The 20045-nt window shown below is 56.6% G+C and carries 20 protein-coding genes; 4 read left to right on the top strand and 16 right to left on the bottom strand.

Annotation, left to right across the window (positions count from 1 at the left end; translation table 11 throughout):
• Window positions 1–37 precede the first annotated feature (37 nt).
• Entirely contained in the window at window positions 38–1039 is a 1002-nt protein-coding gene (locus tag C813_RS44150; protein WP_017459504.1) for an ABC transporter permease subunit, read from the bottom strand.
• Window positions 1032–2555: a sugar ABC transporter ATP-binding protein gene (locus C813_RS44145; RefSeq protein WP_017459505.1), complete on the bottom strand. Its 1524-nt coding sequence runs from the start codon at window positions 2553–2555 to the stop codon at window positions 1032–1034. Before C813_RS44145 ends, C813_RS44150 begins: the two co-directional genes overlap by 8 nt.
• A gap of 125 nt (window positions 2556–2680) precedes the next feature.
• On the opposite strand from C813_RS44145, the gene C813_RS44140 reads away from it, so the two are divergent.
• A complete protein-coding gene (locus tag C813_RS44140; RefSeq protein WP_017459506.1) occupies window positions 2681–5245 on the top strand; it encodes an ATP-binding protein in 2565 nt (854 codons plus the stop codon).
• 80 nt (window positions 5246–5325) lie between these two features.
• Window positions 5326–5640 carry a DDRRRQL repeat protein YjdP gene (yjdP, locus tag C813_RS44135; protein WP_017459507.1) on the top strand — a complete coding sequence of 105 codons (315 nt, stop codon included), beginning with the start codon at window positions 5326–5328 and terminating at the stop codon, window positions 5638–5640.
• Window positions 5641–5645: 5 nt separating this feature from the next.
• Here the strand turns inward: yjdP and C813_RS44130 are convergent, their stop codons facing one another.
• The 13 genes from C813_RS44130 to C813_RS44070 form a co-directional block, all read right to left on the bottom strand.
• Complete coding sequence (locus C813_RS44130) at window positions 5646–5981, bottom strand: low molecular weight protein tyrosine phosphatase family protein (protein WP_017459508.1); 336 nt, start codon at window positions 5979–5981, stop codon at window positions 5646–5648.
• Between the two features lie 212 nt (window positions 5982–6193).
• The gene (phnP, locus tag C813_RS44125; RefSeq protein ID WP_017459509.1) at window positions 6194–6952 is read right to left on the bottom strand and encodes a phosphonate metabolism protein PhnP; all 759 of its coding nucleotides are present in this window, start codon (window positions 6950–6952) and stop codon (window positions 6194–6196) included.
• Window positions 6953–7012: 60 nt separating this feature from the next.
• The gene (gene phnN / locus C813_RS44120; RefSeq protein ID WP_025263755.1) at window positions 7013–7564 is read right to left on the bottom strand and encodes a ribose 1,5-bisphosphokinase; all 552 of its coding nucleotides are present in this window, start codon (window positions 7562–7564) and stop codon (window positions 7013–7015) included.
• On the bottom strand, window positions 7561–8697 hold the full coding sequence (phnM, locus tag C813_RS44115) for an alpha-D-ribose 1-methylphosphonate 5-triphosphate diphosphatase (RefSeq protein WP_017459511.1): 1137 nt from the start codon (window positions 8695–8697) through the stop codon (window positions 7561–7563). The genes phnN and phnM overlap by 4 nt, the downstream gene beginning before the upstream one ends.
• Window positions 8694–9380 carry a phosphonate C-P lyase system protein PhnL gene (gene phnL, locus C813_RS44110; RefSeq protein WP_017459512.1) on the bottom strand — a complete coding sequence of 229 codons (687 nt, stop codon included), beginning with the start codon at window positions 9378–9380 and terminating at the stop codon, window positions 8694–8696. The genes phnM and phnL overlap by 4 nt, the downstream gene beginning before the upstream one ends.
• Window positions 9381–9390: 10 nt before the next feature.
• Window positions 9391–10149, bottom strand: a complete 759-nt coding sequence (gene phnK / locus C813_RS44105) for a phosphonate C-P lyase system protein PhnK (protein ID WP_017459513.1) — start codon at window positions 10147–10149, stop codon at window positions 9391–9393.
• Complete coding sequence (locus C813_RS44100; protein WP_017459514.1) at window positions 10146–10994, bottom strand: alpha-D-ribose 1-methylphosphonate 5-phosphate C-P-lyase PhnJ; 849 nt, start codon at window positions 10992–10994, stop codon at window positions 10146–10148. Before C813_RS44100 ends, phnK begins: the two co-directional genes overlap by 4 nt.
• On the bottom strand, window positions 10987–12051 hold the full coding sequence (locus C813_RS44095) for a carbon-phosphorus lyase complex subunit PhnI (RefSeq protein WP_017459515.1): 1065 nt from the start codon (window positions 12049–12051) through the stop codon (window positions 10987–10989). Before C813_RS44095 ends, C813_RS44100 begins: the two co-directional genes overlap by 8 nt.
• Window positions 12051–12635, bottom strand: coding sequence for a phosphonate C-P lyase system protein PhnH (gene phnH / locus C813_RS44090; RefSeq protein ID WP_017459516.1), 585 nt, complete (start codon window positions 12633–12635; stop codon window positions 12051–12053). Before phnH ends, C813_RS44095 begins: the two co-directional genes overlap by 1 nt.
• On the bottom strand, window positions 12632–13084 hold the full coding sequence (phnG, locus tag C813_RS44085; RefSeq protein ID WP_017459517.1) for a phosphonate C-P lyase system protein PhnG: 453 nt from the start codon (window positions 13082–13084) through the stop codon (window positions 12632–12634). Before phnG ends, phnH begins: the two co-directional genes overlap by 4 nt.
• Window positions 13085–13810: a phosphonate metabolism transcriptional regulator PhnF gene (phnF, locus tag C813_RS44080; protein WP_025263754.1), complete on the bottom strand. Its 726-nt coding sequence runs from the start codon at window positions 13808–13810 to the stop codon at window positions 13085–13087.
• Window positions 13811–13980: 170 nt separating this feature from the next.
• On the bottom strand, window positions 13981–14427 hold the full coding sequence (yjdN, locus tag C813_RS44075) for a VOC family metalloprotein YjdN (protein ID WP_017459519.1): 447 nt from the start codon (window positions 14425–14427) through the stop codon (window positions 13981–13983).
• A gap of 93 nt (window positions 14428–14520) precedes the next feature.
• On the bottom strand, window positions 14521–14856 hold the full coding sequence (locus tag C813_RS44070; protein ID WP_017459520.1) for a zinc ribbon domain-containing protein YjdM: 336 nt from the start codon (window positions 14854–14856) through the stop codon (window positions 14521–14523).
• Window positions 14857–15457: 601 nt separating this feature from the next.
• Between C813_RS44070 and crfC the strand changes: the two genes are divergently transcribed.
• Both crfC and C813_RS44060 read left to right on the top strand, forming a co-directional pair.
• Entirely contained in the window at window positions 15458–17812 is a 2355-nt protein-coding gene (gene crfC / locus C813_RS44065) for a clamp-binding protein CrfC (protein ID WP_017459521.1), read from the top strand.
• The gene (locus C813_RS44060; RefSeq protein WP_017459522.1) at window positions 17809–18687 is read left to right on the top strand and encodes a diguanylate cyclase regulator RdcB family protein; all 879 of its coding nucleotides are present in this window, start codon (window positions 17809–17811) and stop codon (window positions 18685–18687) included. The genes crfC and C813_RS44060 overlap by 4 nt, the downstream gene beginning before the upstream one ends.
• A 214-nt stretch (window positions 18688–18901) precedes the next feature.
• Here the strand turns inward: C813_RS44060 and kdgT are convergent, their stop codons facing one another.
• Complete coding sequence (kdgT, locus tag C813_RS44055; RefSeq protein ID WP_017459523.1) at window positions 18902–19900, bottom strand: 2-keto-3-deoxygluconate transporter; 999 nt, start codon at window positions 19898–19900, stop codon at window positions 18902–18904.
• Between the last annotated feature and the right edge of the window lie 145 nt (window positions 19901–20045).

The following is a 20045-nucleotide window of genomic DNA, read 5'->3' as shown; positions in this document are numbered from 1 at the left end:
GTAATCCTCGCTTATGTTGCTGTTTTGTAGGGTATTGTTATGCTGCCTGATGATGCCGGGTACGGTATTTGTCGATCAGCACCGCTATGATGATCACCGCCCCTTTGATCACCAATTGCCAGAAGTAGGAGACGCCCATCAGCGTCATCCCGTTGTTTAAGGTGGCGATAATCAGCGCCCCCACCAGCGTGCCGGTGATGGTGCCAATCCCGCCGACAAAGCTGGTGCCGCCGAGGATCACCGCCGCGATGGCGTCCAGCTCATAGCCCATGCCGAGGTTGCCGTTGGCGCTGTACAAGCGCGAGGCGCTCATCACCCCACCAAGGCCAGAGAGCAATCCGCTCATGCCATAGACGAACAGTAAAACCAGCCACACTTTGATGCCGGTCAGGCGTGCGGCCTGCATATTGCCGCCCACCGCGTAAATATGAACGCCAAGCGTGGTGCGGCGCAGAATGAACCAGCACACCGCAATCACCGCCAGCGCGATCACCACCAGCCACGGCACCGGGCCGAGGTAGTTATTGCCGATCCATTCAAAACTGATGTCGGAGTTGATCACCGTAGTGCCGTCAGCCAGCAGATAGGCCGCACCGCGCAGCGCGGTGTAAGTGCCGAGCGTGACAATAAACGGCGGTAATCCGGCAAAGGCCACCAACGCACCGTTAAATAACCCCAGCACCAGGCCAAGCATCAGCGCCGCCGGCACCGACAGCATGGCGAGTTCCGGTATCAATGACACCACCATGGCCGCCACCGCCGTGGTGCCAAGAATCGAACCAACAGACAGGTCGATGCCGCCGGTCAGAATGATGAAGGTCATCCCCGCCGCCAGCACGATGTTGATCGACGCCTGGCGGGTGATATTCAGCAAATTGCTTTCGGTAAAGAAGTTCGGCGCGATAAAGCCAAACACGGCGACGATGAGGATCAAAATCGGCAATATGCCGACCGTTTGCATCAGATCGCCCATTAACATTTTTTTGGCGGAGGCCGATTTGGCGACCTCGGTGGCTGTATTTTCTTTGGAATCAGTCATGGTGTACCGCCGGGTGTAGGGATTCGTTAACGCCGGTCGCCAGCGTCATGATGTTTTCCTGGGTGATGTCGCCGTTGAGTAACTCTCCGGCAATCTCGCCTTCGCGCATCACGTATACGCGATCGCTCATGCCGACCACTTCCGGTAGCTCACTGGAGATCATCAGGATCGCCACGCCTTTGCGCGCCATCTGGTTCATGATCCGGTAGATCTCGCTTTTCGCGCCGACATCGACACCGCGCGTTGGCTCATCGAGGATCAAAATACGCGGGCCAATCGCCACCCAGCGCGAGATCAGCAGTTTTTGTTGGTTGCCGCCGGAAAGCCCGCCCGCCCGGACTTGCGCGTGCGGTACGCGGATGTTGAGCAGCTTAATGGCATCATCGGAGATAGATTGCGCTTTCTTGCGATCGAGCATTCCCCAGGCGGCGTCGCGCTCAAGCGTCGCCATGGTGATGTTCTCCTGCGCCGCCAGTTCGAGAAACAGTCCTTGCTCTTTGCGGTTTTCGGTCAAAAAGCCAATGCCCAAATCGATGGCGGCGCGCGGGGAGTGGATCACCACCGGCTCGCCATCCACTTCGATCATGCCGCCGGTGGCTTTGCGCACGCCGAAGATCAGCTGCGCCAGTTCCGATCGTCCTGCGCCAACCAGCCCGGCGAGACCGACGATCTCCCCGGCGCGGACATGCAAACTGACCGGCTGGATCTTTTCGTTATCGGTCAGGTGGTGAATGCTCAGACGCGGGCTGCCGAGCGGAATATCGCGCTCTTTGTTAAACAGATCGCTGAGCGGTCGCCCGACCATCATGCGTACCAGCTCGGAGGCGTTCAGTTTGTCGCGGGTCAGGCTGCCGACGTATTGCCCGTCGCGCAGCACGCTGACGCGATCGGAAAGCTCATATACTTCCGCCATGCGGTGGCTGATGTAGATAATCGCCATACCTTGATCGCGCAGGCGCAGGATCAGCTCGAACAGGCGGTGAGTTTCACGCGAGGAGAGGGCAGCGGTGGGTTCATCCATCACCAGAATGCGGCTGTTGCGATGCAATGCGCGGGCGATCTCCACCTGCTGTTGTTCGGCGATGGTTAATGTCATCACCCGGTCGGTGGCTTTGAAATTGGCGCCAAGGCGATCGATCACCGCCTGGGCTTGCGCGGCCATCTCTTTGCGCTGCACCAGCCCGCCACGGGCGATTTCGCTGCCGAGAAAAATGTTTTCGGCGACGGTAAGATTGGGCGCGAGCTGCATCTCCTGGTAAATCAAGGTGATGCCCGCCGCCAGCGCGTCTTTCGGGCCTTTTATGGTATAGGGCTGGCCGTCAATCAGGATCTCGCCGCTGGTGGCGCTGTACGCCCCGGCAAGGATTTTCATTAATGTACTTTTGCCCGCGCCGTTTTCCCCCATCAGCGCGTGGATCTCGCCGGGCCAGACCGTCAGGTCCACCCCTTTGAGCGCGTAAAACTTGCCAAACGCTTTGGCAATGTTGCGCATCTCCAGAACGGGCGTTGTGCTCATGTCAGGCTCCTCGGAAGGACGATATCCGCACTTCATCACACGTTCGTAAATGCACAATGTCAGAAGCTGTTCATATTTGTCATAGTGACGCCACATCACCGCGTTGAGCCTCTTGTGGAGCCACTATGCCGTATCGCGCGAACCCGTTCTTTTCCAGCGCCCGTGGGCGGCTGCTGTTTTTTAATGTGCTCGTAGTGGCAGTGACCTTAATGGTGTGCGGCGTCGCCGTGCTCGGCTTTCGCCATGCCAGCCAGATTCAGGAACAGGTGCAGCAGCAGACGCTGGACGATATGACCGGCAGCATGAACCTGGCGCGCGATACCGCAAGCGTTGCCACGGCGGCGGTGCGTTTGTCGCAGGTGGTCGGCGCGCTGGAATACAAAGGCGAAGCCGAGCGGCTGAAAGCGACGCAAAGTGCGCTGCAACACTCGCTTACCCAACTGGCGAACGCGCCGCTTGCGCAACTGGAGCCGCAACTGGTGGCGCAGATCACGCGGCGTAGCCATGAGTTGCAGCAAAGCGTTACTGAGATGCTGCAACGCGGGCAGCGCCGCCATCTGGAGCGTAATGCGTTGCTTAGTTCGCTCTATCAAAGCCAAAGTTACCTGCGTCATTTACAGGAGATAAATGCACGGGAAGGGGGAAAGATCCCCGACAGCCGCCTGCTGGAAGAGATGGACCGGCTTATCATCGCCGCCATTCAAACGCCTTCTCCGCGCCCGACCATCAAGCAGTTATCGGAGGTGATGGCAACATTACCGCTGCAAAGCGCCAGCCCAACGGTGGCGTTTATCCTGCCTGATTTCAGCGCTGAGTTGCGCAAACTGGAGCCGCTGTCGCTGCAACTGGAAGAGAGCGATCTGGCGATCAGCTGGTCAATGTTTCATATCAAAGCGCTGGTGGCGCTGCTCAACAGTGACATTAACCAGTATGTCTCGGAAGTGGCGAACGCCTCTGAGCTGCGCACCATCCAGAGCCACCAGGAGATGCGCTCCATCATTGCGTTTATCAGCGTTTTCGCTCTGCTGGCGCTGGTGATCACCGGCTTTGCCGGGTGGTATATCTACCGTAACTTAGGGTCTAATTTGACTGCGATTTCGCGCGCGATGTCGCGGCTGGCGCACGGTGAAAAGGACGTTTCCGTACCGGGTTTGCAGCGGCGGGATGAGCTGGGCGAGCTGGCGCGGGCGTTTAACGTTTTTGCCCGTAACACCGCCTCGCTGGAGCACACCTCAAAGCTACTGAAAGAGAAAAGTACGCAACTGGAAACCACTTTTCACGCCATGCGCGACGGCTTTGCCCTGTTTGATAATCAGGGTTGTCTGGTGGTGTGGAACCCGCAATATCCGCTGCTGCTGGGGTTAACCGCCGATGCGCTTCAGCGCGGCCAGCATTACCAGCATTTGCTGCACCAGGTGAGTGATTTACCCGGTCATGTGCAGGAGAATCTCGCCCGACCTCTGCCAAAACCGCAAGAATTGCGGCTGGCAGATGACCGCACCATTGAGCTGCGCTTCAGCCCGGTGCCGGGGCGTGGAATGGTTAACGTGGTGCTGGACCGAACCGAGCGGAAGGGGCTGGAAGCTGAATTGTTGCACAGTCAGAAGATGAAAGCGGTCGGGCAACTGACCGGCGGGCTGGCGCATGACTTTAACAACCTGCTGGCGGTGATTATCGGCAGCCTCGAACTGGTCTCGCCTGATTCACCGGATGCGCCGCGCATTTCGCGGGCGCTGAAAGCCGCCGAGCGCGGGGCGTTACTCACGCAGCGCTTGCTGGCATTTTCGCGTAAACAGTCACTGCACCCGCACGCAGTAGAGATGCAGCCGCTGCTGGAAAACCTCGGCGAGCTGATGCGCCATTCCCTGCCTGCGACGTTGACGCTGGAAATAGAGGCGCAGAACCCGGCGTGGCCTGCGTGGATCGATGTCGGGCAACTGGAAAACGCCATCATCAATCTGGTAATGAACGCCCGCGATGCCATGGAAGGGCAGAGCGGCGTTATCAAAGTGCGCACCTGGAACCAGCGAGTCACTCGCACTGACGGACGCAAGCAGGATATGGTGGCGCTGGAGGTGGTGGATCACGGCTGCGGGATGTCGCAAGAGGTCAAAGCGCAGGTGTTTGAACCGTTCTTCACCACCAAGCAGACCGGCAGTGGTAGCGGGCTAGGGCTGTCGATGGTTTACGGTTTTGTTCGCCAGTCCGGCGGGCGGGTTGAGATTGAAAGCGCGCCAGGGCAGGGCACCACGGTGCGTTTACAACTGCCACGCGCGGCGGTGCAGGTAGTCACTCACTCCGAGCCGGATATGGCGCAAACGCGTGATACCCGCGACACGCTGATTCTGGTACTGGAAGATGAAGCGGATGTTCGCCAGACCTTGTGTGAACAGTTGCATGAGTTGGGGTATTTAACGCTGGAGGCCGAAAGCGGCGAGCAGGCGTTACAACTGCTGAGCGCGTCGCCGGAGATTGGCGCGCTGATTAGCGACCTGATGTTGCCCGGTGCGCTAAGCGGGGCGGAAGTGATTAATCTTGCGCGTCAGCACTATCCGCAATTGCCGCTGTTGCTGATAAGCGGCCAGGATTTGCGCCCGGCGCATAACCCTGCGCTGCCGGATGTCGAGCTGCTGCGCAAACCGTTTACCCGCGTACAGCTCGCCCAGGCGCTGCGGCGCATTGCGGCGTAGTGGATTTGAGATTCCTCCGCTACCCGGCGCGCGCGTGGCTGAATTAACGTAAGCCTCGTCCCTATTTGAGGCTGGCCTTTATGAAACGTTACGCGAACGCGCTGGTGCTCGGCGCTCTCTTACTCAGTGGTCAGGTTGCCCACGCGGATATGATTGATGATGCGATTGGTAATATCCAGCGGGCGATTGGCGAAGCGTATAACACGGATAGCCGCGATGACAGGCACGATGATGACTACCAAAGCCGCGACCAGCGCAGGCAGTACGACGATCGTTATCAGCAGCTTGAGGACCGACGGCGTCAACTGGATGACCGCCAGCGCCAGCTCGATCGCGAGCGGCGCCAGCTGGAAGATGAACAGCGCAGGCTGGAAGACGACGATTATTATCGCTAACGCGGCTACGCAGGGATGCGCAAACCTAAACGCGCCGGAACAACATCTTCCAGCAACGCGACCAGTTGCGGGTCCATAAAGTGGTAATGGTCAGGAATATCCAGCACGTAAACCGGTTTATGCTGCACCAGGCGGCTGAAGTCTTCCAGAATCCGGCTTTTGTGATGCTCTTCCATGACGCAAATAACATCCGCCCAGGAGAGAATGGCGGGGGAGACGGTTTTTCTCGCCTGGCGTTGTGTGCCAGCGGAACGGGCATTTAGCCCTGGGTAGCGACGAAATACCTGCTCAGCCGTGGGGCTGCGCCACTGGTTTCGGCTACAAATAAAAAGCACATTCATGGCAAGCTCAATACTCTTCAAAGCCGCGATGTGCTAATAACTGCCTGATCACACGCGGGTAAGTAAGACCCCGTTGCGTTATGCGCAACAACTTTTTTGTTTTTGCTGCGAGTCTGTACGCTTAATCCCTCAAACGACCTCTTTACAGGCTGCGTTTGCTTATTTCCGCTTCCACCGGAATTGATGCGATGAATATATCCATATTATGCGGTCTAATCCAGCACAATCCGCATGCCATCATACCCTGCTTCAAACCCCGTCGGCAGCGGGTTTTTCATCATCCATTGATCAAAGACATGACTGATATGCGTTAGGATAACTCTTGGGCAGCCAATCACCTCATTCAGGGCGATAACGGTGTTCAAATCGCAGTGATTTTTCGGCGTTTGCGCACGCGGTTCATAAGAACAATCTATGAACACAACGTGCGGATGATTATTGAGCAGAAACTTTAACGTCTTGTCCGGTAATCCCGCAGTATCCGACAGCCATGCCACCCGGCTGTGCGCCGATTCGAACAAATAGCCAAAGGTGAGTTTCGAATGGTTCAGTGGCAGGGGTGTTACCTGTAAACCTTGCAGATCAAACACCACAAATGGTTCAACGGTATGGCTGAAATCGAGCAGGCCGGGGTGCTTAAACAGATCGTCGCAACCTTGTTCATCCGGCGGGCCATAGACCGGGATTTTCTCGCCTACGCCCCAGCGCAACGGAAACAGCCCTTGCACATGATCCATGTGATAGTGAGTAAGCAGGAACTGCTGAAAGTGACCAGCGGGGAAGTTATTCATCAGATCGGGGATACCGGCGTCAAGCAATGTCACGGCGTCGTTAAACTTCACGACGGCACTACAGGGTTTGCGGCGATAAGTTTCATTCTGTCGGGCGCGGCGGCAGGCTGCGCAGTCGCAACCAAAAACCGGCACCAGTTGTGCACCGCCGGTGCCGGTAAGGGTGATTGTCAGGCTCATAGCGCCTCGCTTTAACGGTTGAGTCAACGTAACCGGCGCAGCAACGCTACGCCGACATCATTACGCGCTTTTCCCTTGTTGCGCACGAATCAGCATGACCAGTCCTTCTACTGACTGTAGCAAACTGCCATCGTTATTCAGCGTCAGGCAATTGCCTGGCTGGTAACGCGCCGCACGTTCCAGCCGCGCTTCAATCTCTGTAGCGCTTTCTCGCCCGCGTTTTTCCAGGCGCTGGCGCAAAATGGCTGGCGAAACCTGCACGTAGACTGGCATCAGCGTGTCACCATATTGCGTTTGCGCCTGCTGCAGATGCCCGCGCGAACCGTTTACCACCACATCAAACCCGGCGTTGAGCCAGAGGTCTATCTCTGCGCCAATGCCGTAATAAAAGTCGTTGGCATGCCAGCTCAGCGTAAACAGATGCTGCTCGGCGCGGGTGAAAAACTCTTTTTCGCTCAATGCGATATGGTTTTCGCTCCCGGCACTGGCCGGGCGAGTAATGTAGCGGTGCGCGACCAGTAATTGCGGGTGTTCCCGCTGGCGCAGCGCCGCCAGCAGCGAGTCTTTGCCCGCGCCGGACGGCCCCATTAACCAGATCAGTCTGCCCATCAGAACACCCTTTTCCCCTCGCGCCAGACATGATCAATGCGTACGTGGTCGCCTTTGTGGTGTGCCAGCACCAGATCCGCCCGCTTCCCTTCGGCGATCACGCCGCGATCGTTAAGATTCAGCGCCTGCGCCGGGTTTTTGGTCACCAGGTGAACCGCTTTCTCCAGGCTGAAATCATTCTCTTCATCGCTGGCTACGCGGAACACCGCATCCAGCAGGCTGGCGGGGTAGTAGTCGGACGACAAAATATCCAGCATGCCAAGCTGCGCCAGTTTATGTGCCGCCACGTTACCGGAATGGGAACCGCCGCGCACGATATTGGGCGCACCCATCAGCACGCTTAATCCATGATCACGCGAGGCTTCCGCCGCCGCGAAGGTGGTCGGGAATTCCGCAATCACGCTGCCCAACTGGTGCGATTCGACAACGTGCTCGCGTGTAGCGTCATCGTGGCTGGCAAGCGGCAGATTACGCGCATTGCATAGCGCGGCGATGGCTAACCGGTTGGGCTGCGACCACTGCGCGGCGAGCGCCAGTTGCTCCTGCTCGAACTGATCCATCTGCTCATCGGTGAGGTGATATTTGCCCTGATAATATTCACGATACTTCTCATAGCTGGCGTACTGGCGCTGTCCTGGCGAATGATCCATCAGCGACACCAGCGCGACCGGCTCGCGGCCCACCAGTTTTTCAAACAGCGGCAGCGTGGTGTGGTGCGGCAGTTCACAGCGCAAGTGCAGGCGGTGCTCCGCGCGGTTCAACCCGCGCTTTTGCGAATCCTCCACGGCATTGATCATCTTTTCCAGATTCTCCAGCCGGTCGCCGCCGTCGCGCACATCGCCAATTGCTACCGCGTCCAGCACCGTCGTAATCCCGCTGGCGACCATCAGCGCGTCATGGCTGCTCATCGCGGAGTGGGCGGGCCAGTCCACTTTCGGGCGCGGGGTGAAGAATTTATCCAGGTTATCCGTATGCAGCTCAATCAGCCCCGGCATCAGCCAGCCGCCGTCGCCATCATGCGCGCCGGGCTGGCGGCTTTGGGTTTCGGCAAACGCACGAATCACACCGTCACGAACTTCCAGCGAGCCGCTGATTACCTCATCTTCGAGGATCAGTTTTACATTGTTGATTATCATGCGGAGATCCCCATCGGGTAGAGGCGGTCGGCGACATGTTCGCGGACTGCGCCATCGTGAAAGATGCCGACAATCGCTGCGCCGCGCGCTTTCGCCTGCGCGATCAGTTCAACGACAGCGGCGCTGTTTTTCTCATCCAGCGAAGCGGTAGGTTCATCGAGCAGCAAAATCGGGTAGTCGACAATAAACCCGCGCGCGATATTGACGCGCTGCTGCTCACCGCCGGAAAAGGTCGCAGGAGCGAGGTGCCACAAGCGTTCCGGCACATTCAGCCGGGTGAGCAGTTCACCCGCTTTTTGCGCGCACTGTTCGCGGGCAATGCCCTGTTCCAGCAGCGGTTGCATCACCACATCCAGCGCGCTAACACGGGGAATAACGCGTAAAAACTGGCTGACCCAGCCAATGGTATGACGGCGCACTTCCAGTACTTTACGCGCTGGCGCCTGCACTAAATCCACCCATTCATCGCCATGTTTGACATGAATATGTCCGGCGTCGGGCAGGTAGTTGGCGTACAGCGAACGCAGCAGGGTCGATTTCCCACTGCCGGAATGGCCATGCAACACCACACATTCCCCGGCCTCAACGCTGAGCGATGTTTCGCGCAGTACCGGCAGGCGCACGCCGTTTTGGTGATGCAGAACAAAGGTCTTGCTGACATTTTCCACACGCAAAACAGTCATCATCCACTCCTTAATTTTGCAATACCGAGGAGACCAGTAATTGGGTGTAGGGGTGGTGCGGATCGTCGAGCACCCGATCGGTTAACCCACTTTCCACCACCTGACCTTGTTTCATCACCAGTAAGCGGTTCGCCAGTAGCCGCGCAACGCCCAAATCATGGGTCACCATCACTACAGCAAGGTTCATCTCTACCACCAGGCCGCGCAGCAGGTCGAGCAAACGCGCCTGGACGGAAACATCCAGCCCGCCGGTGGGCTCATCCATAAACACCAGTTTCGGGCGAGTGACCAGGTTACGGGCGATTTGCAGACGCTGCTGCATGCCGCCGGAAAAGGTGGTCGGCAGGTCGTCAATGCGCGCGGGCGGGATTTCGACATCGCTGAGCCACTGCTCAGCGCGGTCACGGATATCGCCGTAATGTCGCGCCCCGGTCGCCATCAGGCGTTCGCCGATATTTCCGCCGGCGGAAACCTGGCGGCGCAGACCATCCAGCGGATGCTGATGAACCACGCCCCATTCGGTGCGCAGCAAGCGACGGCGTTCGGCTTCGCTCATCGCGTAGAGATCGCGCGCCTGGTAAGTGATGGTGCCGTGCTGTGGCACCAGACGCGCCGAAATGGCATTCAGCAGCGTGGTTTTGCCAGAGCCAGATTCGCCGACAATGCCCAGCACTTCGCCCGGCCACAACTCGAAAGAGACATCCTGAAAGCCCTTGCCTGGCGCATAAAGATGAGAAAGGTGATTCACCGAAAGCAGCGGTTGGGTCATTTGCGTAAAGCCTCGCTCTGTTGGCGGCAGAAATCGGTGTCGGAGCAGACGAACATGCGCGTGCCGGTATCATCCAGCACCACTTCATCGAGATAGCTGTGGGTTGAACCGCAAATGGCGCACGGCTGATCCCACTTTTGCGGCGCGAAGGGGTAATCCTCAAAATCGAGGCTCACCACCTGCGTGTAGGGTGGCACGGCGTAGATGCGTTTTTCACGCCCGGCGCCAAAGAGTTGCAGGGCGGGCATCATGTGCATTTTCGGGTTATCGAACGCCGGGATGGGCGATGGGTCCATCACGTAACGCGCGTTCACTTTGACCGGCCATGCATAGCGGGTGGTGAAATTGCCAAAACGGGCAATGTCCTCGTACAGCTTCACCTGCATGACGCCGTACTCTTCCAGCGCATGCATGGTGCGGGTTTCTGTCTCGCGCGGCTCGATAAAGCGCAGTGGTTCGGGGATCGGCACCTGATAAATCAAAATCTGATCTTCTTTGAGCGGCGTTTCGGGAATGCGGTGACGGGTCTGAATCAACGTGGCGTCGGCGGTGCGCTCGGTGGTTTCCACTCCTGTAACACGGGTAAAAAACTGGCGGATAGAGACAGCGTTGGTGGTGTCATCCGCGCCCTGGTCGATCACTTTCAGCACGTCATCTTCGCCGATCACGCTGGCGGTAAGCTGAATGCCGCCAGTGCCCCAGCCATAAGGCATTGGCATTTCGCGCCCGCCAAACGGCACCTGGTAACCGGGGATCGCCACTGCTTTCAGCAGCGCGCGGCGGATCATGCGTTTGGTTTGCTCGTCAAGAAAAGCAAAGTTGTAACCGGTCAGCGCGTTAGCCACGGCGTCTCTCCTGTTGCAGCTGTCTGAGCAAATCCAGTTCGGCCTGGAAATCAACGTAGTGGGGGAGTTTCAGGTGTGAGACAAAACCCGCTGCTTCGACGTTATCCGCGTGCGCCAGCACAAACTCTTCGTCCTGCGCTGGGCTTTTGATCGGCTCGCCGTAGTCGGCGGCTTGCAGGGCGCGGTCGACCAGCGCCATCGCCATCGCTTTGCGTTCGCTCATGCCGAACACCAGCCCGTAGCCGCGAGTAAAGTGTGGTGGCTCATCATGCGGAGCGACAAAGCCATTGACCATTTCGCACTCGGTTATCAGCAGTTCGCCGATGTTGACCGCAAAACCCAGCTCTTCTGGCACAATTTCCACATCGATATACCCGCTGCGGATCTCTCCGGCAAACGGGTGATTGCGCCCGTAGCCGCGCTGAGTGGAGTAGGCGAGCGCCAGCAAGTAACCCTCATCGCCGCGCGCCAGTTGCTGCAAACGTGAGGAGCGTGAACAGGGGAAAACCGGGGGATTACGGGTAATGTCGTCCGGGATTGCGCCGCTATCTTCTTCGGCTTTTGCCAGCCCTTCATTGACCAGCAAACTGAACACGTGCGGGGCGGCGTCCTGCTGCGCTTCACGCGTGGTGAGCGTCGGCGTTTCGCCTTCGGCGAGCAGGGTAAAATCGAGCAGGCGGTGGGTATAATCGTAAGTAGGACCAAGCACCTGGCCGCCGGGAATATCTTTATAAACCGCCGAGATGCGGCGTTCTAAACGCATTTTCGCGCTGTCAATGGGTTCGCTCACGGCCAGACGCGGCAGCGTGGTGCGGTAAGCGCGCAGCAGAAAGATGGCTTCGACGTTATCGCCGCTCGCCTGTTTTAACGCCAGCGCCGCCAGTTCCCGATCGGCAATGCCGCCTTCGGTCATCACGCGGTCGACCGCCAGATGCAACTGGTCGGCGATTTGTGCAACGCTCAGCTCCGAAAGCTCCGCGTCGCCACGGCGTTTATGCTCCTGCAGCGCGTGGGCAGCGGCGATGGCCTTTTCGCCCCCCTTGACAGCAACGTACATCAGTACACCTCCACCAGCGTGGTTCTCGGTATTGCCAGCGCGCGTTCGCCACAGGTCAGGATCACGTCGATGCCTGTCGGGAACGAGTGCGGGCGGTCGGTAAACTCATCGGTAATGCACTCCGGCAACTGCGGGGCAATCATGCGTTCTTCCAGAATGCCCGGCCCGGTCAGGCGCAGCATGCGCCCGCCGCTCAGTGCCGGAAGCTGTAAAATCAGAGTCGCGCTGCTTTCCGGGCTGATATCGGTGCCGCCCGGCAGCGCGTTCAGTTGTTCGGCACTCAGGGTGCTGTCGGCAATGGCGAACAGCGACTGTTGCGGTTGATCGACCAGCGGCGCGTTGGTGTGAAAGCGCAGGTTCTGACGCACGATGTCGTTATCCACGGCGGCAGAAAGCCAAATTGGCGTGTCGTTATCGGCAAGTGTCAGCAACACGCTGGTGGTGGCCGGGGTGAGCGGCGGCCAGCCATGTTTTAACTGCGGCAGCGAGACAATCACGCCCGGCTCGCTCATGGCTTTTAACAGACGGCGAAAACAGTGTTGGGCATCGTGAACCGCCGACGCGAAAGCGGGTTGTAAGGTCATGCGTTATCTCCGCGAACCAGCGTAAAGAAGTCGACCCGGCTGGCGTTGACTTCGGCCTGGCGCGCAGTCAGTCGCGCGGCGCGGTCCGCTTCCAGCGGGGTAATAAGGGTTTCCATTAACGTCTGGAAATAGGACGGGTTCTGTAATAGCGCATCACACACGGCGCAGCGTTCGGCGTGGCCTTTATCGCGCCCGAGCACCCAGCTAAAACCGAGCGTGCCGCATTCAAGGCGAATAACGGCGCGTGTTAATGTGGCGTCACCCGGAAAGAAACGCTCGCCGGTCGCGCCCATGCGTGCCTGGATCTGCACCAGGCCTGTCTGCGGGGCGCGCACCTGTTCATATTCCGGGGCGAGTCCGAGCGTGCGCATTCGGCCGCGCAGCATCTCCGGCGTGGAATGCGCGAGTGCGGCCATCCAGCGCTGTCGGGTTGGCGTATCAAAATGCATTCAGTGCTCCATGGTGAATTCAATCATGTCGGCGCGCGTCAGGCTGACGGAGTATTCCGTGGCGTTGACCTCGCCTTCACGATGGTTAAGGGTGCGTACGCAGAGCAGCGGCGCCATGTTCGGGATTTCCAGCCAGCGGCTCTCTTTAACTTGTGCGCGACGGGCGCTGATGCGCGTCTGGGTACGCTTCAGGCTGATACCGGCCTGTTCACGTAAAAAGTCGTGCAGCGAACCGCTATCAAACTGTTGCAGCAGCGGCCATAACTGCAGGTCGGAGAAGTAGTGATCGATAAGACACAGCGCCACGCCATTCACCCGGCGGCGAGTGCGTAGGTGAATCACGTTGTCGCCCTCCAGGATGCCTAGCGCATCGGCGACGTGTTGAGACGCCGGGCGCAGCACCGCCAGCAGACGTTCGCTGGTGGGATGGCTGCCCTGATCGAGCAGGTTTTGGCTAAAGCGCGCCTGCGCATTAAGGGGGTAATCGAACGGGCGCATCAGCACCATTACGCCCACGCCCTGGCGGCGCTGTACCCAGCCTTTTTCCACCAGTTGATCGATCGCGCGGCGCAGCGTGTGGCGATTAACCTCAAAACGCGTAGCCAGTTGCTGTTCTGCGGGCAGCCAGTCGCCGCAGCGATAGTTGCTGCGCAGTTCCTGCTCTAACCTTGCGGCAATTTCCTGATAGCGCGTGGGGTAGCTGGTCGGATGTCTGGACAAGTGCATGCTCATTGTAGCTCCGCGGGCCAGGTAAAAAGTGGTCTTATCGTGAAGTGCAAATGTTGCATTTTGGTTATGCGGTGATTGCGCGGGGATGAATCTTGGCAAACAGGAAAAGCTGTGTGGCGATGTAAAAAATGAAAAAGGAGCCATTGGCTCCTTTTTCATTGAAGAGATTACGCGGCGGGTGGTGCTTTGGCGACATTCACCATCCAGGGAATGCCGAATTTATCGGTCACCATGCCAAAGCCGTGCGCCCAAAACGTCTCCTGCCACGGCATAGTGACGCGCCCGTCGGCGGCAAGTGCGTCGAACCAGGCTTTGCCCTGGCCTACATCCTGTGTGGCGAGGCTTAAGGTAAAACCGCTGTAATCCCCGCTATTTTGCCTGCCGTCGCTCATCATTATTTCGCTACCGGCAATGCGTAAATTCGCATGGGCAATATCATTATCGGCAAAAGCCTGTCCAGCGGCACAGCCTTCATCGTTATTGCTCTCCTGCGGGGATTTGGGCATTTCACCAAATGTAATCTTATAGGTTAATTCAGCATGAAGTGCCTGCTGGTAAAACTCGATGGCCTGCTGGCACTGACCAGAAAAAGAGATGTAGGGACTGAGCGGCATAATCATTACCTCGGGTAACGAAATCTGCCATTAAGTGTAGCGGTTGCGGGAAAAAGTAAACCAGGCGGGAAGACAAAACTCCCCGCCAAAACATCAATTCTTTTTAACAAATTCAGATTTGAGTTTCATTGGACCGAAACCGTCGATTTTACAATCGATATTATGATCGCCTTCGACCAGACGAATATTTTTTACCTTGGTGCCGATCTTCAACATTGAAGAACTGCCTTTTACTTTCAAGTCTTTAATTACGGTGACGCTATCACCATCGGCTAAAAGATTGCCATTAGCATCTTTGACGATTAATTCATCTGCATCGTGAGCAGGTTCCGCATCGTTCCACTCGTGAGCGCATTCCGGGCAAATGAACATGCCATTATCTTCATAGGTGTATTCGGAATTACATTTAGGGCAGTGGGGGAGTTGCATAGGGAGTTCCTCAAAAGTACATACAGAGCGGGGTAAACCGCACAAAGGCTCAGCGCCAGAAAGGCTGCGATTATACAGCAAAACCGTACAGTTGCCGTTGTTATTATTTTTTTCAGAAAAAACATAAAAAAGTGATAGTAGTGACATCACCTGTCATTCGCTTAAGCGATGCTTATCCCAGAAACATAATGAGTAAATGCTTATGCCAGTTATTTAGATTATTTTCTGGTGGAAATTGCCAGCATTTACTAATTCAGATAAGGTGGCGTGTAGTATCTGGTGTAATTCGAACCCGAACTGTCATGCCTGCTACGCTACCAGCAATGGTGGTTATTACCTCTCAAATTGGGTGGGTAAATAAATGATGATATATCCTGGCTGTTCTTGAAAATGAGCTAAGCTCAAACTCTCTGGTTTTTATCACCGGAGTTGTGCTGCTGTCATTTTTTGAGAAACAAATTATATATTTTCCTGAGTATCATCAGGTGTTTATCTTTTCGAAGATATTTTCCACACGTAATTATAAAAGCCGAAACTTCACTAATAAAACATTCCGGCTAAATAAAAGTAAGAAAATTTGCGTTAAGGAAAGACTTTTAACATGCACACACAAACAATTTTTGAATTAAGCCAGGAAGCAGAAAGATTGTTGCAACTTTCCTTGCACAATCTCCAGGCTTTAAAAAAAATACCGACAGCGACGTTTGATGAGTCGAACGCTACTGGTAAGGCGGAAAACGCCAATGTTTTGCCGTTGCATTTCAGCGCGCGCGGCGTTGAAGCGCAGCAGGCGACGCTGCATAACGAATTACGGAAAATTACCCGGCTGGAAATGGTACTGGCGATTGTCGGTACCATGAAGGCAGGAAAGTCGACCACCATCAACGCGATTGTTGGCACGGAAGTGCTGCCCAACCGCAACCGGCCGATGACCGCGCTGCCAACTCTTATTCGCCATACGCCTGGTCAAAAAGAGCCGGTGCTGCACTTTTCTCACGTCGGGCCTATCGACGCGCTTGCGCAACAGCTTCAGACGCGGCTTTTTAATTACAACCGTGAAAAACTGGCGCAAAAAATTGAAATCGATAAAGACATGGCCGCGCTGCTGGATCGTATTGCGCAAGGCGATGCTTTTGATAAGCACTATCTGGGTGCTCAGCCGATCTTCCACTGCCTGAAAAGCCTCAATGATCTGGTGCGTCTCTCCAAAGCGCTGGATGTGGACTTTCCGTTTTCCGCGTATGCGGCGATTGAACACATTCCGGTGATTGAGGTGGAGTTTGTGCATCTGGCCGGGCTCGATAATCAACTGGGCCAACTGACGCTGCTGGATACCCCCGGGCCGAATGAAGCCGGGCAGCCACATCTGCAAAAAATGCTCAACGAGCAGCTGGCGCGCGCTTCGGCGGTGCTGGCGGTGATGGACTACACACAGCTTAAATCCATCTCTGATGAGGAAGTACGCCGCGCGATCTCCTCGGTCGGCCGTTCGGTGCCGTTGTATGCGCTGGTGAATAAATTCGATCAAAAAGATCGCAACAGCGACGATGAAGATCAGGTGAAGGCGCTGATTTCCGGTACGTTAATGAAAGGAAACATTAACCCGACACAGATTTTCCCCGTTTCTTCAATGTGGGGTTACCTGGCGAACCGTGCCCGCCACGAGTTGCAGCACCAGGGGGGTTTGCCGGATCCGCAAGAGCAGCGCTGGGTGCAGGACTTCGCCGAAGCCGCGCTCGGACGCCGCTGGCGCCACGCCGATTTAGAGGATATTGAGCATATCCGCCACGCCGCCGATCTGCTGTGGGAAGATTCGCTGTTTGAAAAACCGATTCGCACACTGCTGCATGCCGCGCACGCGAACGCCTCGCTTTATGCGCTGCGTTCGGCGTCGCATAAGCTGCTGAACTACACCCAAAGCGCCCGCGAGTACCTTGATTTTCGCTATCAGGGATTAACTGTGGCCTATGAAAAGCTGGAGCAAAACATTTCCCGGCTGGAAGAGGACATGGCGCTGCTGCGTAGCTGCCAGGAAGGTGTTAGCGATGAAATTGAACACGAAGTGGAAGAGGCGCTCGCTGCAGCCGAAATCTATATTCATGGCCAACAATTTGAAATTGTCGAAGCCATTGATGCCTGGTTCCATGATGGTCAGTTAATGACAATGGTCAGAGACAGCCATGCCGACCTGCGTTTCGATGAACATTTCGCGCCGGGGCAACTGGTGCTGGAAAATGAAGGCCAGGCGCAGGTCGCACTTAGTAAAATTCGTTCGGTGTGCGAGACGATTTTAGTCGCGGCGCAGGAGCGCATCAGCCGTGAGCTGGCACAACGTTTCGACGAGCTGGAAAATACACTGGCGCGCTCGTTGAACGATGCGATGCGCCCCATCGAAACACGCATTAAAGAGGAACTCACGCACGCCGGTTTTCGCGCCCGTATCAGTTTCCCGGCGTTCCAGGCGAGTGCGCTCAACTTTAACGCTCGTTCGCTGTTTACCAATGTGATAGCGCCGCAAGACTTGCCGGCCGGGCAGGCACCGCGCGCTGGCAGCATGCGGGAAACCGTGTCTCGCTGGCTCAATAACCCCAGTTGGGGGTGGGACGATTATGTCGCCACGCGTACCCGCTATGTGATCGACCTTACGGCGTTAAATAAGAAACTCATCGACCATGTTGCTCATTTTTGTGAACAAATTCGTAAAGCTTTGAGCGCGCAGGTCGATGTTTCTGTTACGGCGGGAATGGCGACATTTTTTGCCGAGTTCTCGTTAAGTCTCGCGGGACTACAGGAAAGTTTGCGTGACAGCCTGGCGATACGACAGCAGAACGAGTCGTCAGTGTTGGCGTTGCGCCAGCAGTTGCAGCAGAGCATCAGGACAGCCAATTGGATCCATGAGGACGCACGCCTGTTACGCGATGATATACAAACCCTCTTCGCGGCAGATCTACCATGAAAAATCGACTACTGGACGGCCCGGGGCGCGTACTTGAGTGTATTCACCCGAAATTTATCGTGGATTTGGTGCAGGGCGTTGATGCGCCGCGCCAGACGCCGATTGTGCCTCAACAGCAGTTGTTTCGTGAGCGGCTGACGCAGGAGATCATGGCGCAAACGCAGCTGCGCCCGTGGGCGATGTCTGGCGTATTAAATGAGAACGACGCGCTGCGTCTGGGGCTGGCGGAAAAACTGGCCAGCATGCTTGACCCAGGGTATCTGGCATTAACCCGCATTACCGAGCGGCTGGCGGCGTTGCAACAAGCAGAGCGTCGTCCTGCCAACGCGACGCCTGGCGCGCAGCAGCAATATGACGAGCTGGTTGACCATTTTAGCCAACGTGCGGCGTGGAAAGAGAAAGCGCTGACCCAACGCGGGCTGGCCGTCCAGGCGGGGAACCATAGCGAACAAGTTTTTGCCCACTGGCGCGCCGGGAATTACAACGGCTGGTCGATGGCCGGGCGCTGCTATATCTCGCTGGAAGAGTTGCGCTGGGGGGCGTTTGGTGATGCCTGTCGCCTGGCGAATGAAGGCGTGGCGAAAATGCTGAAAGATAATCTGCGTGCGATGGCTGCCGATTTTCTGGCGCAGGGGATTAATGCTTCTCCGGCGACCCGACATTTCTATCACCAATGGCTGGCGACACCTTCAACGCCAGGATTGATGGACTACAAAGATTTACTCGGCTGGCTTGGCGACTGGTGTGATGCTGAACGCCATCCGATCTGCTGGTCTGTCACCCAGAGCTGGCAAACGGTGGCGCTCGGCATGCCACGGCTCTGTTCCGCGACACGCATCGCGACGGCGATGGTCGACGAAGTGTTTGGTGAGTAGACCGCTTTCCCGCGCGTTAACCTCCGCCTTCTATCTATAAAGGCGGCACGGGTTAATGGTGAAAGGGCCGGGCAAAACCCGTAAAGTGCATTTTCTTCCCCGTCATGCGCGAGTGCATGCCTGAGCCACCATCTGTTGCTGATCGCGCGCGGTGGATGCGGTTTTCTACTGGCAACAAAAAGGCCCCTGACGGGGCTTTTTTGATCGAGCACTTTTAGTGTCCTGTCGACTCGACGGGGTTCTCTGCTGCCTCTTTCGCTTGCGGTACATCACCGAAGCGTTTCGCATACAGCGCGGTGATAATCGGCACCAGAATGGCCGTCACGATTACACTCGCGGCGACCAGCGCGGTTGCGGATGCGGCAACCGGTTCGAACGCCGGGTTAATTTGCGCGATAATCACCGGGTTTGCCACCGCCGCGCCCGCCGCAGATGAGGCTGCGACACCTGCTGTTCCGTTACCGCCACCAATCACACGGTCGGCGATGATCAACGGAATACCGGTGATGATAATCACCGCGACGCCGAGGAAGATGCCCAGCAGGCCAGTTTGCATGATAACGCTCAGGTTGATGGTGTTACCCAGCGCGAAGCCGAAGAACGGGATCAGCACTGGCGTTGCTTTACTGAAGAAAGCGCGCAAATCATGATCAAGGTTACCCAGCGCGAAACCAATCAGGAATGGCAGCACGGCGCCGACAAAGTGGTGCGGTTCAAACGAGGCCAGACCGGCGGAGCCGAGGATCACCATGGTCATCAGCGGGCCGGATTCCAGCGACATCAACACAAATGCACCAGACTCCTCTTTGCTGCCATACTGGTTCATCAGGCTCGCGTACAGACCGCCGTTGGTCATATCCATGGCGGATACCAGCGCCAGCACGGAAAGCCCGGCGAAGAATCCGGTCTGGATGCCGGTGTCCGGAATAAACGATGCGGCAATCATTGCCACGACCCAGGCGACAGCGATTTTGGTGAGTACCAGCGTGCCTGATTTACGTAAAACAGTACCGGTAGCGCGTAAATCAATGGATGCGCCGATACAGAAAAACCACACGGCAAGGATGGGTACCGTGCCGGTAATCATCCCTTTAGTGAATGAACCGAAATAAGCGCCGGTATCCGGTGCCAGCGTATTCAAAATTGCCCCTAACAGCAGCGGAACCAGCATCATCCCGCCAGGAATGCGTTCTATCGTGGCCTTGATTTTCATAATAAATCCTCACTGCTCGTCATTCACCATGAACGAGGAAAGCTAAAAATTAAAAGTTCGTAATTTCAATCCATTAAAGAATTTCTCAGGCAGGGCATTCGCTATCGATTGCCGCTGGTCGCCGCTTCAAAAGACGTTGTGTTGC

Source organism: Kosakonia sacchari SP1, from assembly GCF_000300455.3.
Lineage (GTDB): Bacteria > Pseudomonadota > Gammaproteobacteria > Enterobacterales > Enterobacteriaceae > Kosakonia > Kosakonia sacchari.
The sequence above is the reverse complement of the archived record's forward strand: the minus strand, read 5'-3'. Positions and strand labels throughout refer to the sequence as shown.